A 14,201-nucleotide genomic window follows, 5' to 3' on the forward strand; every position below is an offset into this window, starting at 1 on the left:
ATCCTCCTATTTATTTACTTGTTTTAGTGAGTAGTCTATTAATTCTCCGGCAATTGGAGCTGCAACTTCTCCACCCAATCCCTCAACATTTTGAACTACTACTGCTACGCAAATTTGCGGGTCTTCTGCAGGCGCAAATCCCACAAACCAAGCATTGTTTATTTCAGAAGTAAGCTGAGCTGTACCTGTCTTACCTGCAACTTGAGCTCTTCTTATTGCTGCCGGCTTTCCTGAACCCTTATTAACTGCTGAAATCATCATATTTTTAATTATATTTGCATTTTCTTCACTTGTAGCCTCAGAAAGAACTTCAGGTTCTTTTTTCATTATGCTACTGCCATCAGTGGAAACAATATCTGAAACCATGTACGGTTTCATAATCTTTCCGCCATTTGCTATTGCAGAAGTTGCCAAACACATTTCAAAAGGAGTAGTCGTTACAAGACCTTGTCCAATAGCAGATTCTGCTAAAGCTCTACTTTCGGCCTTTTCATAATTAAATTTTGAAACGGCTACTGGTAAGTCAAAATCTATTTTTTTATTAAACATAAATTTTTCTGAAACTTCTCCTAATTTTTTATTTCCAATTTGCACTGCCTTATTTGCAAAATAAGTATTTATAGAATAAGTAAAGGCAGTATTTAAATTTACATCTCCATATACTTTTTGATTTGAGTTTTTTATTGGAAGCCCTCCAAAACTTTCTTCTCCTGTATCTGTATAATTTTGATTTATTCCGGATTCTAATATTGCCGCTGACGTAATTATTTTAAAAATTGAACCCGGTGCAAATAGTGATTGAGTAGCACTATTAAAAAGTTCTCCTTTATTTCGCTCTATTATTGCAGCAGAGTCTGCATCTATATTTTGTATGTTAAAGTCAGGATAAGAAACTAGTGACAATACTTCTCCGGTTTTGGGATTCATTACAACTATAGCTCCCTGTTCTCCATATTCATCTAGCAAATCCCTTGATTTTTGCTGAATATTAGTATCAGTAGTCATTTTTAAACTATCTCCGGAATTAGGATCTATGCTCTTGTCAAAAAAAGCTTTTATTTCCTTTACTACTCTATTTCCATCTTGACCAGATAGATATTTGTTATACTTTTCTTCAAGCCCTGATTTTCCTTGAACCTTACTGTAATATCCAAGAGCATGTGCATATATTGTAGGGTAAGTATAGTGTCTTTGGTAGTTGCCCTTTTCTCCATCAGAATAAGCCAGCACTTCATCATTTCTATCATAGATAGTTCCTCTCTTTATTGACTGCTCTTGAAGAGCTCCTCTTCTATTTGCTGCATTATTTGAAACGTCAGAAGCTTTAAATATTGTAAAATAACTTAAATATACAACTAAAGACATAAATAAAACTATTAAAAATACTAAGAGCACTAATATTTTTTTATTTTCCTTAATATTCATTTTATACCTCACTCATATTTATATGACATATCTTCACTTGCCACTTGAAGTATAGCCAATGCCATAAAACTTGAAAGAATAGAAGTTCCTCCATAGGAAATAAATGGAAGAGTAAGTCCCGTCATAGGGATTAACTTTATCATCCCTCCAATATTTAAAAAGGCCTGTACCGCAAAGAGAATTGAAACACATATTGCAAGAATTCTATAGAATTTATATTCCTGTTTTATAGCTATTTTTATGCCTCTATAAGTTAACAACATAAACAGCATAATTATTCCTATTCCTGCAAATATTCCCATTTCTTCACAAATTAACGGGAATATAGAGTCAGATTCTACAACAGGAAGTAATTTAGGATATCCTAGACCTATACCAGTTCCAAAAAAACCACCTTCAGCTATTGCAAAAAGGGACTGAACAATTTGTCGTCCATTTCCATAAATATTTTTTTCTGTCCATGGGTTTAGCCAAATATCAACTCTAACTCTCACGTGATTAAATAAAAAATAACCAGCCAGCGCTCCAATAGCCATTGAACCAATATTTATAAAAAGGGCTTTTTTATCTTCTTCATAGATAAATTGCACACCAGTAAATATTGACCAAAAAATTACAGCTGTTCCCAAGTCTCTTTGCAAAAATAAGAGACCTATTAAAAAGTAAACTACAACCATTAATACATAAGGTCTATATTTAAATCTCTTGTCTATTTTATATTGAAAATCAGTGTAATAAGAAGCTATTAAGAATATGAGAAGTATCTTTGTAATTTCACTGGGCTGAAATGAAAAACTACCTATTTTTATCCAGTTTTTCGCTCCATTAATTTCTCTTCCAAAAATCGCCGTAGCAAGAAATAGTAAAATAGATATTCCCAAGTAAATTAAAGTTAGTTTTTCAAGTTTTCTAAGACCTCTAATAGCAAAATAAGTAATGTAAAAAACAGATATTCCAACGAGAATCCACACAAGTTGTTTAATGCCCAAGTCCGGATTTATTCTATATATTGTAATAATTCCTATAGTCATGAGCATTGACACTATTAAAAATAAATAATTATCCCCTGTGGAAACTCTTCCCAAAATGAAATTTGATATATAAATGATTAAAATTAAACCCAAAAATAATATTACTATATATTTATCTACATTAGTATTATTAAATAAAAAAAGCAATAGTACTGTTAATAATTCAAATACTAAAAGTAAATCTCTCGGGCGCCTTGTCTTTAATACTTTATCTAACATGTTACCCCCTATTGTCAACAAATATAAACTGAATTAATCCAATTCCCAATTTGTCTCCATTTCTAAGCTCTATTATATCGTAAACTTTTTCACCATTTAAAAAAGTTCCATTTGCTGAATCTAAATCCTCTAGAAAAAACACATTTTTTTCCTCTTTAATTAAGGCATGATTTTTACTTACAAAATTATCTTTTATAATTATGTCACTTTTTGAAGATCTTCCAATAGTGACTTTACCCTTTAAAACGTAGTAATCTTGCATTTTAAAATCTAAAGTATCTAATCTGTTTACAACTTTTAAATAAGCTGCATCAATTGAAGAACCTTTTTTGTCCATTGATTTTATATCTAAGTACATAAGCCTTAGTATACTTAGAATAAAAAGATATATAATTAAAATAAAAACATATTTTAAAATTTGTGAAATTAATTCAAACACAGCTCCACCTCGCATTATTAATCATGAATATAATAACATAAAATGCTTTTAAATAAAACATTTAGCTCTTATTATGGTAAAATACTATTGGTGATTTTATGATAATAACTAAAATTGTCTATACTAAAGACAATAAAAGCTTTACTATATTTACCAGTGAAGACCTTGAGTTCACTGTCCATGAAGATACGTTTGTAAAGTTCAACCTATACAAAAGTAAAGAAATTGATAAGAATGAAATTGACGATATAATATTTGAAAATGAAAAATATAATTCTATTAATTTAAGCTTAAAATTTTTGAGGAATAGGAAGACAGAAAAAGAAGTTAGAGATTACTTAAAAAAATCTGAAATTGAAAAAGATATAATCAACTACACTATTGAATACCTTAAAAATTTAAAATACTTAAACGACTATGAATACGCTGTTGCATTCTCCAACGATAAACTTAAAATTAACAAGTATGGCGATTTAAAAATAAAAAATTTGCTTTTATTTAAAGGCATAGATGAAGACATTGTCAATGAAGTAATATCTAAACTCCCACAAGATATGCTCTATACCAACTTAAGATATGCTTGCAGTAAAAAAATATACTCCCTTAGAAATAGTAAGAATACCTACGAAAAAACAGTTAGACATTTAATTGGCAAGGGCTATGACTATGGTCAGATAAAAAAAATAATGAGGGAATTGTTATAAAATGAAATACTATGTTTATATACTACAGTGTAGTGATGAGTCCTTATATACAGGTTATACTAATGACTTAGAAAAGAGAATAGAAACACATAATAATAAAAAGGGTGCAAAATATACAAAGCCAAGAACTCCTGTATCTTTAAAATACTATGAAAAATTTGAAACTAAGTCAGAGGCTTTAAAAAGAGAATATGAAATAAAGCAATTAACTAGAAAAGAAAAATTAAAAATTATAAAAAAAGCATGTGAATAACAAAATTGTTATTCCATGCTAATTAATCTTTCCCACTTTGCATAATTCCTATTATAAGTGCAAACAATAGTGAAATTATACCTGCTGCTGAACCAATTACAAATATCGCAAGATTGCTTAAATTCTCAGGGTTAAACAAATCATTCATGACAGATAGAAAAGAAAACATTCCTATACAAATCAAAGCTAGACCTGGCAAATACTTTGCAAATTTTAAATTCTTCGCAACAAAATTTACTACAAAAGTTATAACTACTGCCAATATTATTACATATATAGAAATAGTTAAATATTGACTATGTTCTGAAATTAAGCTTAGAATTTTTGACATTTTTCACCTCAAACTCAAATTTATTATGCTAAAAACTATAACATACATTATAACTTTAAAACAACTTTTTTTCCACTTACTCTTTTAAGATGTTTTTATTGATAATCTAAATATGCCATGTTTTCCTTTTCTTCTTCGATACTTTTTAAGTGTTCTTCAAATTCTTTTTCAGAAATAGTATTTGATACTCTGGTAATTTGCAAAAAAGCATCCTCTGTTATTAAATAAGCTATTTCTTCAGATACTTTTAATACTTTATAGTGCATTTCATCATTGTAAACATCTACTAAATAAATATATTCCACATCTATATTTAACTTATCCGAATCAATATTATAGTCATTAATTGAAAGTTTATTTGTATCTATTCTCTTTATTTTATAATTAACTTTAGTAGAGTACATTTGTCCTATTATTATTCCCTGAGAAGAAAATAAAACATCAGCACCTATTAGGTCTTTGTATTCAAAACTATTTTCATTGATTTTATCTTTAAAAATAGATTTTGTTATTATCCATTTTCCGTCTAAGGGAGTTTTCTTTAGTGTAGGTGGCTCTACTACTCCCACATCAGTATTTATATAAGAACAGCTTGAAAGAAATAACAACGCAATAAGTAACATAGCTACTAATTTTTTATTCATTTACTTCCTCCTTACTATTTGTTGGAGTTGGTATTGGAATTGATACCTTTACAGTTGTACCTATATTTATTTCAGAAAATATTTCAAGCTTTCCATTGTGTAATTTTGCAATTTCATCTGCTATGGAAAGTCCCAACCCACTATGACTCTTTGAATGTTTGCCCTTATAAAATTTTTCTTTTACATGAGCTAAATCTTCTTTTGAAATTCCAACGCCATTATCTGAAACTAACATTGAGTAGTATTCTCCTTCTTTATAAGCTTGAAACTTTACCCAACCCTTTTCAGAAGTAAATTTTATGGCATTGTCAATTAAATTTATCAATATTTGTCTTATTCTGTTTTCATCTCCAATAATTAACACTTTCTCTTCTTTGACTTCATTTATAAAATCAACTTTATTCGACTCAACTCTTGGCTTCATTTGTTTTGCAACGTCATTACAGGTGTCCGTAATATTAAAAGTATCCTTTTCAAGTTGAATTCTACCTGAAATAAATCTGGAAAAGTCCAAAAGTTCTTCAACCATTTTGGCAAGTCTATCACTTTCATTTTCAATAATTGTAAGACCGTCATTTATCAATTCTTTTTCTTCTTTGTCTGCACCTTTTAATACTACTGCCCAACCTTTTATGGAAGTAAGCGGAGTTCTAAGTTCATGAGATATTGAAGAAATAAAGTCATTTTTAATTTGATCTCTTTTTATTATTTCTTCAGCCATTGTATTTAAAGTCTTTGAAAGTTGTCCTAATTCATCATTTGTCTTTACAGTCGATCTTACTTTGTACTGACCGTCAACCATTTTTTCTGCAACAGATGTGAGTTCTTTAATTGGCTTTACAATAGAATTTGCCAATAAGTAACTCATAAACATTGTAATTAAAACAACTACTAACCCAAAGAGTCCCATTGTTAAGGTTGTCTTTAAAATTGCTTTATTTGCCTCTTCCATTGACGATATGAATCTAAGATAGCCTATGACCTCGCCACTACTGTTTTTTAAAGGCTCTGCAATAGACATCACCATTTCGTTCGTGTAATTACTTGAGCCCACATATGATACTCTCTTACCGTTTCTAGCTCCTTTTACATCTGCTGTTTCAACAGGATTACTAGGCAGCACTCCAATACTATCAGAAACAACATTTCCATTTAAATCTAAAATCTGTATTTCTGAATTTATATGAGACCATAGGATTTCATTTTCCTCACTATTTTCATCTACTAAGTCTTCAACAGTTTTACTTGAATAAAATTTTTTAAAATAATCTACAGATATTGAAATTCCATTTTCTAACTCTGTTTCCACACTGCCATAATAAAAATCTTTAAATCCAACGACTAAAAATATTTCAATTGTTATTACAGCCAATATAATTATAAGCAAAAAACTTCTAACAAGTCTTTTTCCTATACTCTTATTCAATATTTACACCCCAATATGCCACCTGTATCCCAAACCCCAAACTGTCTCTATAAATTTTGGTCTGGCAGGATTCTCTTCAATTTTTGAACGAAGTCGTCTTATATTTACATCTACTATTTTAGAATCTCCCACAAAGTCTTCTCCCCATACTAATTTTAATATTTCATCTCTATTTAGTGCCTTTCCAGGATTTTCCATAAAGTTTTTCATAATTTGATATTCTGTAGGAGTCAGTTCTAATTCAATGTCATCTTTGTAAAATTTTCTAGAGTACTTGTCTAATTTAAAGGGTTCATGAATTATTAACTCTCTACTAACATTTTCCTCTGGCTCAATTCTTCTCTCAAGCGATTTTATTCTAAGAGTTAATTCAGTAGGGTTAAATGGTTTAGATAAATAGTCGTCTGCTCCATTTTGTAAACCCATTATCTTATCATAGTCTTCTGCCTTGGCAGTAAGCATTATTATTCCCAAATTTGGAAATTCCGATCTCAATATCTTGCATACTTCAAAGCCATCAATTCCAGGCAACATAACATCTAAAACTACAATTTCGGGAGTAACTTCTCTAGCTATTTCTATACCGTCCTCTCCTGTTCCAGCTTCATAGACTTCATAACCTTCTCTTTCTAAATTTATTTTAACAAATTTTCTTATAGCATCTTCGTCTTCAACTAAAAGTATTTTTGTATTCATTTTCTAACCTCACCTTTTTTATTTCTACTATTAATTATAAGTAACTTTAAAACAAAATACAATTGAATTGAACATATTAAAAAACTATGTATATTAATATACATAGTTTTTATAATTTATCTTCCCATATAATTTGGTGATTCTCTAGTTATTGTTATATTATGAGGATGATTTTCTTGTAGTGTTGCTGGAGTTATTTTCATATATTTTGTATGTGTTTGTAAATCTTCAATATTGTGTGCACCAGTGTATCCCATTCCAGAGCGAAGTCCTCCCATTAATTGGTATATAACTTCACCAACCTTACCCTTAAATGGTACTCTTCCTTCTACACCCTCTGGTACATATTTTTTACTTTCAGATTGGAAATATCTGTCACTGGAACCTGAATTCATAGCACCTAGAGAACCCATTCCTCTATATGTCTTAAATCTTCTTCCCTCAACGTATATTTCTTCTCCAGGTGATTCATCTGTTCCTGCAAATAAGGAACCAATCATGACTACATCTGCACCGGCAGCTATAGCTTTAGTTAAATCTCCTGAATATTTTATTCCACCATCAGCTATTAGCGGAACCCCTAATTCTTTTGCAGCTCTTGATGCTTCTAAAATTGCTGTTACTTGAGGAACTCCTATACCTGTAACTACTCTCGTAGTACAAATAGAACCTGGTCCTATACCTACTTTTACACAGTCAGCACCTGCTTTAATAAGATCATAAGCTCCCTCGTAAGTAGCAACATTTCCCGCTACTAATTCAATATTTGGAAAAGCAGCTTTTAACTCCTTTATAACTTCTAGCACTGATTTTGACTGTCCATGAGCAGTGTCAATTACAAATACGTCTACTTTGGCATTAATAAGAGCTTGAACTCTTTCCATGACATCACTTGTAACACCTATTGCCGCTCCCGCAAGTAATCTACCGCTTGAATCTCTTGCTGAATTTGGATATTGTACTTGTTTTTCTATATCTTTAATAGTTATTAAACCCTTTAATTTGAAGTCATTATCCACCAAAGGAAGTTTTTCTATTTTGTATTTTCTTAAAATTTCTAATGCTCCATCTAAAGAAATTCCCTCATGTCCTGTTATAAGATTTTCACTAGTCATGACTTCTTCTATTTTTCTGTCTAAGTCAACTTCAAATCTTATATCTCTATTTGTAATTATTCCCTCTAAGATACCATTTTCATTAACTACTGGTACTCCACTAATTTTATACCTTCCCATTAATTCATCTGCATCTTTTATAGTATGATCTTTTGAAAGAAAAAATGGATCTGTTATTACTCCATGTTCAGATCTCTTTACTTTATCAACTTCTTGAGCTTGTCTCTCTATTGACATGTTTTTGTGAATAATACCTATTCCACCTTCTCGTGCCATGGCAATTGCCATTCCAGCCTCAGTAACAGTATCCATTCCCGCACTCATTAGTGGCATATTTAAAGTAACATTATTAGTAAGTTTCGTTTTTAAATCTGTACAATTAGGTAATACATCTGATTTACCTGGTAAAATTAAAATATCATCAAAAGTTAATCCCTCTCCAACATATTGCAAAATATCTCCTCCTTAAAATATATAGTTTAATACATTATAAAACCAATAATTTAATTAATCAAATATTAGTTATATTTTTCTAAAAAATTCTTTTTTTAACCAGTTCAACTACGATACTCTTTGGCGTAATTTTTGTAACTCTAAATTTTTCTGGTAAATTAATATTAATTTGAATTTCATGTTCTCCAGCTTTCAAATTTAAAAAATCCATGCTAGCTGTAACATCTTCTACATTTAAAACTTCTTTTGAAGATGGATCTTTGGCAACAATAGTAATATCTATAGATTTAACTGTTTCCACATCTTCACTAAATTCTAATTTAGTGTCTAAATTTAATATTTTTACATTTTCAATCGGTATTTTTACCTCTTGTTCTTCTAAAACTATTTCTGATGCACTTGCTATAAATTTAACGTCATTATCCACAAGAGAAATCCCATTTGGCATTTCTACTTCTACTGGAATTTGACCACTCATTAACTCTTCTACAGTAATTGGAGCTGTTGAAATTTCATTTATTTTATTAATTACAGCTGTATTACCCTTTATTGAAACAGAATCAGGATATATTGAAAACTTCTTGCTGTCAACACCTTCCGGAACTTCTCCTACAACATTTAATTTAACGGGAACAGTTTCTGTTTTTAAAATTGGAATCTCAAAATCTATTTTTTCAGGCTCTATTTCTATATTTTCAATTTCATTTCCCTCTTTATCATAGGCAATTATCGGAATTGACATGACAGAACTTTCTTTTTTATTGGAAACATTGGCAACTGCTATAATCTTATCTATAGAATCCACATAAGTTTTAGCACCTGAAACCGTAACAAATTCAGCTTGTTTTATATTTCCAAGCACAAAATTTTCAGCGGGATTTCCTTTTATTTTTAAATCAACTTCAAGTTGTTTAGAAATATTTTCATCTACTTTTACAGAAACATTAGAAGGATTTTTTGACTCCACAATTACGTTTGTAGAATCCACTTGGACCTTTATCGGTATCTTGTGATCTCCTATTGCATACCCTGATAAATCTACACTTGCTTTAACGTCAGTCCTATCTAATTTTGAAATTACAGACTGTCTTCCTCTCAACGTAACATCAGTAGTAGGTTTTTCTGAAATTATGACAGACAAATTATTTTCTTTTAATTCTGCTAAGTTTTCAACACTTACATCCATATTTTTATATACAATTGTTCTCTCAGGATCTACTTCACTTCTAACATAGGACCAGAGGAGTATTGCAAAAACAATTGATATAAGTTGAAACATTCTATCTCTATTGCTTTTTGTCTTCGTCTTTTTCATTGAAAAACCCCCACTTACCAAATATTGAATCTGAATTTTCTATAACAGGTTTATAAATTTCACTTAAAATACTCTCCAAAGTAGATATATCTAAATATCTAGATATAACTCCCTTTTCAGCAGTAGAAATCGAACCCGTCTCTTCTGATACCATTATACTTAAACAATCAGAACGCTCCGTTATACCTATACCTGCTCTATGCCTAGTTCCCAATTCTTTAGAAATGTTTTCACTATCTGAAAGCGGCAAAAAACAAGCTGCTGCTAAAATTCTATTGCCTTCAATAATAACTGCTCCGTCATGAAGCGGAGTGTTGGGAATAAATATATTTATTAACAGCCCACTGGAGACATATCCATTTATTTCAGTTCCCGTTTCTACAAACTCGCTTAATCCAGTTTGCCTTTCCAATACTATTAATGCTCCTATTTTTTGTCTGGAAAGTGAAGCTACAGCATCACAAATTTCTGTTACTATAGTTGGAGTGTCAGATATATCTGTTGAATTCGTTCTAATTGAACTAGTCCTACCTAAAAATTCCAACCCTCTTCTCAACTCTGGCTGAAAAACTATTAAAACAGCTACCATTCCCCAAGCCATTAATTTGCCTAATAGCCAATTTAAAGTATATAGTTGAAACCATTCACTTAATTTTGTACAAACTAATATTACTAATATTCCCTTAGCAAGCTGTTCTGCCCTAGTTCCCTTTATTAGTTTTAGACAATTATAAGTTATTATGGCAATTATCAATATGTCTACAACATCTCTTAGTCTAAATACATTATAAATGTCATATAAAAAATTCATGTTCTTCTCCTCGAAATTAATACTATTGTAATAATAAGACCTACACTTATTACTATATCGCCTACGCTTATAACTTTCGGACTATATGGGGACTTAAGTGCAATTATATCAGATAAAAAAAGAGCTTTTGGACTATTAAAAATTCCATGACTTAAACTTCTCCCCTGAGTTATTATTTCAATAACTTTACTATTTCCAGTAGCAATTAGTGCTTCCTTAGAAACAGGCATCTTTCCATTGAGTATAATTGGAATTATATTTAGGCTAAGCCCCAATACAATAGTTACAATACCTGCATTGTCATAATTTAAAATTAACCCTGCAATAATAAATAACAGAGAAAAAATGTGCAAAACAGTGTAATTATCTATTATTAATTTTGTGACAAAACCAAAGTCCACACTTGAAAATAAATAAATAATAATGTTTAATAATACTCCTATTAATAATACTTTAATGCCCTTAATTTTAAATTCCATTAAATTTGTAAAGTTTCCTCCTAAAATTTTAACTAGAAGTAAACCTATAAGTATAGCTTCAATTATCACATTATCACCTAAACATATAATAACATATTCTATTCTTCAATATAGAATATTTGCATAAATAAATACAAATAAAACCGCTTGAATTAAGCGGTTTTATTATTAATCAAAGTTTCATCTAAATTTATAAAACTTATTAAACCTGTCTACTATTTAAAATTTTATTAACTACTAGTAACAGTTTAATTAATCTTCTATATTTATGTTAAATAAGTCTCCAATTGTAGTGTTAAAAGAATCATCATTATTAATTTCTGTAGGTGTAGGTTCTTTAACTTTTTTTACTGGTTTCTTTGTTTCAACTTTTTCAGTTTCCTCATCATGTTCATCAGAAGGTTCATCTTCTAAAAGAGCTTTCATTGAAAGAGAAACTTTTTTATTTTCTTCGTCAATATCTGTAACTTTTACTGTTACTTCATCTCCGATTGCCAATTTATCTGCTGGTTTTTCAACATGCTCTCTTGAAATTTGAGAAACGTGAAGTAATCCGTCAACTCCAGATTCTAATCTTACAAATGCACCAAAATCTAATAAGTTAACTACTTTTCCCTCTACTACATCTCCTACTTTGACATTACTTATAAAGGTATCCCAAGGTTTTTCTGTAGTTTGTTTTAGGCCTAGAGCTATTCTGTTTTTTTCCTCATCCACTGAAAGTACTTGTACTTTCACATGTTGTCCAGATGTAACTACATCTGATGGATGTTTAACTCTATTCCATGAAAGTTCAGAAATGTGAATCAAACCATCAACTCCACCTAGGTCAATAAACGCTCCGAAGTTAGTTAATCTTTGAACAACACCTTCTACAATGTCTCCTTCATGTATAGATTCATAAACAGCTTTTTTCTTTTCTTCTAATTCTTCAACTTCAACCATTTTTCTTGAAAGAACAATTTTTCTCTTGCTCTTATCGAAATCTATAATTTCACATAACAATTCTTGTCCAACATACTTTGTTAAGTCTCTCTGGAATCTAATTGATACATGAGATGCAGGAATAAAAGCATTTAATCCATCTAGATCAGCAGTAAGTCCACCTTTAACTACAGATTTAACTTTTACTGTAACCCTTTCTTTGTTATTAAATTTCTCTTCAATTTCATCCCAAACTTTAATGTTTTCTATTCTTCTGTGAGAAAGAACAACATTTCCATCGCCATCATCCATTTTCATAATATAAACTTGGATTTTGTCGCCTGGTTTAAATAAATCAGATGGTGTAACGTTAGGATCACTTGACAATTCTTCTTTAGAAATAATTCCATCAGATCTGTATCCAATGTTTACCATTACTTCATTTTCATTTACAAATAATACTTCACCCTCGATTACTTCGCCTCTTCTAACTTTTTTAAAAGTATTTTCTATGGCCTCCATCATCTCATTGTTACCAAAATTTTCCATACTACTAACAGCCTCCTTGATTACTGAATCTGGCGTAGATGCACCAGCAGTAATACCTATTTTATTAAATTTTTTTAAAATATTATAATTAAAGTCCTTAATTGACTCTATTAAATATACATTTTCACAGTACTTCTTAGACACTTCAAAGAGTTTCTTTGTGTTGGAGCTATTCTTACCTCCTAAAACTATCATAGCGTCTACTTCTTTTGCAAGTTCTGAAGCACTTTGTTGCCTATTTTTAGTTGCACTACAAATAGTATTATAAACTAAAACTTCATCTTTTGAAATATCTTTTATACGATTTATTAACTTTTTATATTTTTCTTCGTTATTTGTGGTTTGAGACACTATTATTAACTTGCCTTCCGGTAAATTTAATGGCTCATTTTCATCTCCAATTATTAGTGCACTGTCATCACAATGTGAATTTATTGCTATTACTTCCGGATGATTCTTATCTCCAAATATTATAATATTGTAGCCTTCTCTATAATTTTCATTTACAATATCATAAATCGTAGAAACTTTTTTACATACACAATCTACAATTTCATTATTATTTTCTTCAAGCTGCTTTATTATCTCTCTATGGACTCCATGAGATCTAATAATTACCTTTGAATTTTTTATATTTTCAATATCATATATTTTTTTGACACCCTTGTCTAACAATTCATTCATAACTACACTATTGTGAACTAAATCTCCTAGACAGTAAACTCCTGAATCAGCACTTTTATTTGCCAAAATAACAGCTCTTTTAACTCCACCACAAAATCCTGCGCACTTAGCTAATTTAACTTCTATTTTTTTCAACTCCTGAATAAATTGCCTTTAATATATCTACTGCAATTTCATCGTACTGATCTGGACTTTGTTTAGGTAAACTTCTAATGTCCATAGGTTCTCTTACTATTAATTTCATTTTTTTAAAAGGCATATAATTTCCTTCAACGTAAACTGGAATTATTACAGCTGAACTTCTATGAGCTATAACTGCTGCCCCAGATTTTGCCTTTGAATAATCTATTTCTTGTACTCTAGTACCTTCAATAAAAATACCAATTGCCTCATTTTCTTTTAAAAGTTTCATAGATGTCTTAATGGCTTTTATATCTGTTGTATTTCTATCTACAGGATAGCCACCTAGTTTAGTGATTAAAAAACCTATAAATGGAATATTCCATAATTCGTTTTTTGCCATCCAGTGTATTTGAAATTTTATGTTTGCAGAAATAAAAAGCGGATCTAAATTACTCTTGTGATTTGAACAAATTACAAGCGGTGTATCTTTAGGTATTTCGTCAGCATTTATTACTTCACATCTATATAATATTTTAAAAATAAATAAGCCGACAATTCTTACAATTTTATATAGCATTTA

15 protein-coding genes are annotated in these 14,201 nt (G+C 30.0%); 2 read left to right on the top strand and 13 right to left on the bottom strand.

Annotated elements, in window-relative coordinates:
- Window positions 1–6: 6 nt before the first annotated feature.
- Genes BUB47_RS01000 through BUB47_RS01010 form a run of 3 tightly spaced genes read right to left on the bottom strand, consistent with a single transcriptional unit; the run spans window position 7 to window position 3,114 of the window.
- Window positions 7–1,425: a peptidoglycan D,D-transpeptidase FtsI family protein gene (locus tag BUB47_RS01000; protein WP_073182914.1), complete on the bottom strand. Its 1,419-nt coding sequence runs from the start codon at window positions 1,423–1,425 to the stop codon at window positions 7–9.
- An 8-nt stretch (window positions 1,426–1,433) separates the two neighbouring features.
- Complete coding sequence (locus BUB47_RS01005) at window positions 1,434–2,675, bottom strand: FtsW/RodA/SpoVE family cell cycle protein (protein WP_073182916.1); 1,242 nt, start codon at window positions 2,673–2,675, stop codon at window positions 1,434–1,436.
- Window position 2,676: 1 nt separating this feature from the next.
- A complete protein-coding gene (locus BUB47_RS01010) occupies window positions 2,677–3,114 on the bottom strand; it encodes an FHA domain-containing protein (RefSeq protein WP_073182918.1) in 438 nt (145 codons plus the stop codon).
- 98 nt (window positions 3,115–3,212) lie between these two features.
- Between BUB47_RS01010 and BUB47_RS01015 the strand changes: the two genes are divergently transcribed.
- Together BUB47_RS01015 and BUB47_RS01020 are read left to right on the top strand one after the other, a co-directional pair.
- Window positions 3,213–3,818: a RecX family transcriptional regulator gene (locus tag BUB47_RS01015; RefSeq protein WP_073182920.1), complete on the top strand. Its 606-nt coding sequence runs from the start codon at window positions 3,213–3,215 to the stop codon at window positions 3,816–3,818.
- Window position 3,819: 1 nt separating this feature from the next.
- Window positions 3,820–4,071 carry a GIY-YIG nuclease family protein gene (locus BUB47_RS01020; protein ID WP_073182921.1) on the top strand — a complete coding sequence of 84 codons (252 nt, stop codon included), beginning with the start codon at window positions 3,820–3,822 and terminating at the stop codon, window positions 4,069–4,071.
- Window positions 4,072–4,093: 22 nt separating this feature from the next.
- On the opposite strand, the gene BUB47_RS01025 is transcribed toward BUB47_RS01020, so the two are convergent.
- From BUB47_RS01025 to BUB47_RS01070, 10 genes are all read right to left on the bottom strand, one after another.
- Window positions 4,094–4,402, bottom strand: coding sequence for a cytochrome C biosynthesis protein (locus tag BUB47_RS01025; protein WP_073182923.1), 309 nt, complete (start codon window positions 4,400–4,402; stop codon window positions 4,094–4,096).
- 95 nt (window positions 4,403–4,497) lie between these two features.
- Window positions 4,498–5,046, bottom strand: a complete 549-nt coding sequence (locus BUB47_RS01030) for a hypothetical protein (protein ID WP_073182925.1) — start codon at window positions 5,044–5,046, stop codon at window positions 4,498–4,500.
- Window positions 5,039–6,472, bottom strand: coding sequence for a sensor histidine kinase (locus BUB47_RS01035; RefSeq protein ID WP_073182927.1), 1,434 nt, complete (start codon window positions 6,470–6,472; stop codon window positions 5,039–5,041). The genes BUB47_RS01030 and BUB47_RS01035 overlap by 8 nt, the downstream gene beginning before the upstream one ends.
- Before the next feature lie 3 nt (window positions 6,473–6,475).
- Window positions 6,476–7,168, bottom strand: a complete 693-nt coding sequence (locus tag BUB47_RS01040) for a response regulator transcription factor (protein WP_073182929.1) — start codon at window positions 7,166–7,168, stop codon at window positions 6,476–6,478.
- Between the two features lie 116 nt (window positions 7,169–7,284).
- Entirely contained in the window at window positions 7,285–8,736 is a 1,452-nt protein-coding gene (gene guaB / locus BUB47_RS01045; protein ID WP_073182931.1) for an IMP dehydrogenase, read from the bottom strand.
- Window positions 8,737–8,815: 79 nt separating this feature from the next.
- Window positions 8,816–10,051, bottom strand: a complete 1,236-nt coding sequence (locus tag BUB47_RS01050; RefSeq protein ID WP_073182933.1) for a CdaR family protein — start codon at window positions 10,049–10,051, stop codon at window positions 8,816–8,818.
- Complete coding sequence (gene cdaA, locus BUB47_RS01055; RefSeq protein WP_073182935.1) at window positions 10,023–10,862, bottom strand: diadenylate cyclase CdaA; 840 nt, start codon at window positions 10,860–10,862, stop codon at window positions 10,023–10,025. Before cdaA ends, BUB47_RS01050 begins: the two co-directional genes overlap by 29 nt.
- Complete coding sequence (locus tag BUB47_RS01060) at window positions 10,859–11,410, bottom strand: DUF5317 domain-containing protein (RefSeq protein WP_073182937.1); 552 nt, start codon at window positions 11,408–11,410, stop codon at window positions 10,859–10,861. The genes cdaA and BUB47_RS01060 overlap by 4 nt, the downstream gene beginning before the upstream one ends.
- A 183-nt stretch (window positions 11,411–11,593) precedes the next feature.
- Window positions 11,594–13,624: a bifunctional 4-hydroxy-3-methylbut-2-enyl diphosphate reductase/30S ribosomal protein S1 gene (locus BUB47_RS01065; protein WP_073183391.1), complete on the bottom strand. Its 2,031-nt coding sequence runs from the start codon at window positions 13,622–13,624 to the stop codon at window positions 11,594–11,596.
- The gene (locus BUB47_RS01070; RefSeq protein WP_073182938.1) at window positions 13,614–14,198 is read right to left on the bottom strand and encodes a lysophospholipid acyltransferase family protein; all 585 of its coding nucleotides are present in this window, start codon (window positions 14,196–14,198) and stop codon (window positions 13,614–13,616) included. Before BUB47_RS01070 ends, BUB47_RS01065 begins: the two co-directional genes overlap by 11 nt.
- Window positions 14,199–14,201: the final 3 nt, after the last annotated feature.

Source organism: Anaerosphaera aminiphila DSM 21120, from assembly GCF_900129925.1.
GTDB classification, from domain to species: Bacteria; Bacillota; Clostridia; order Tissierellales; family Peptoniphilaceae; genus Anaerosphaera; species Anaerosphaera aminiphila.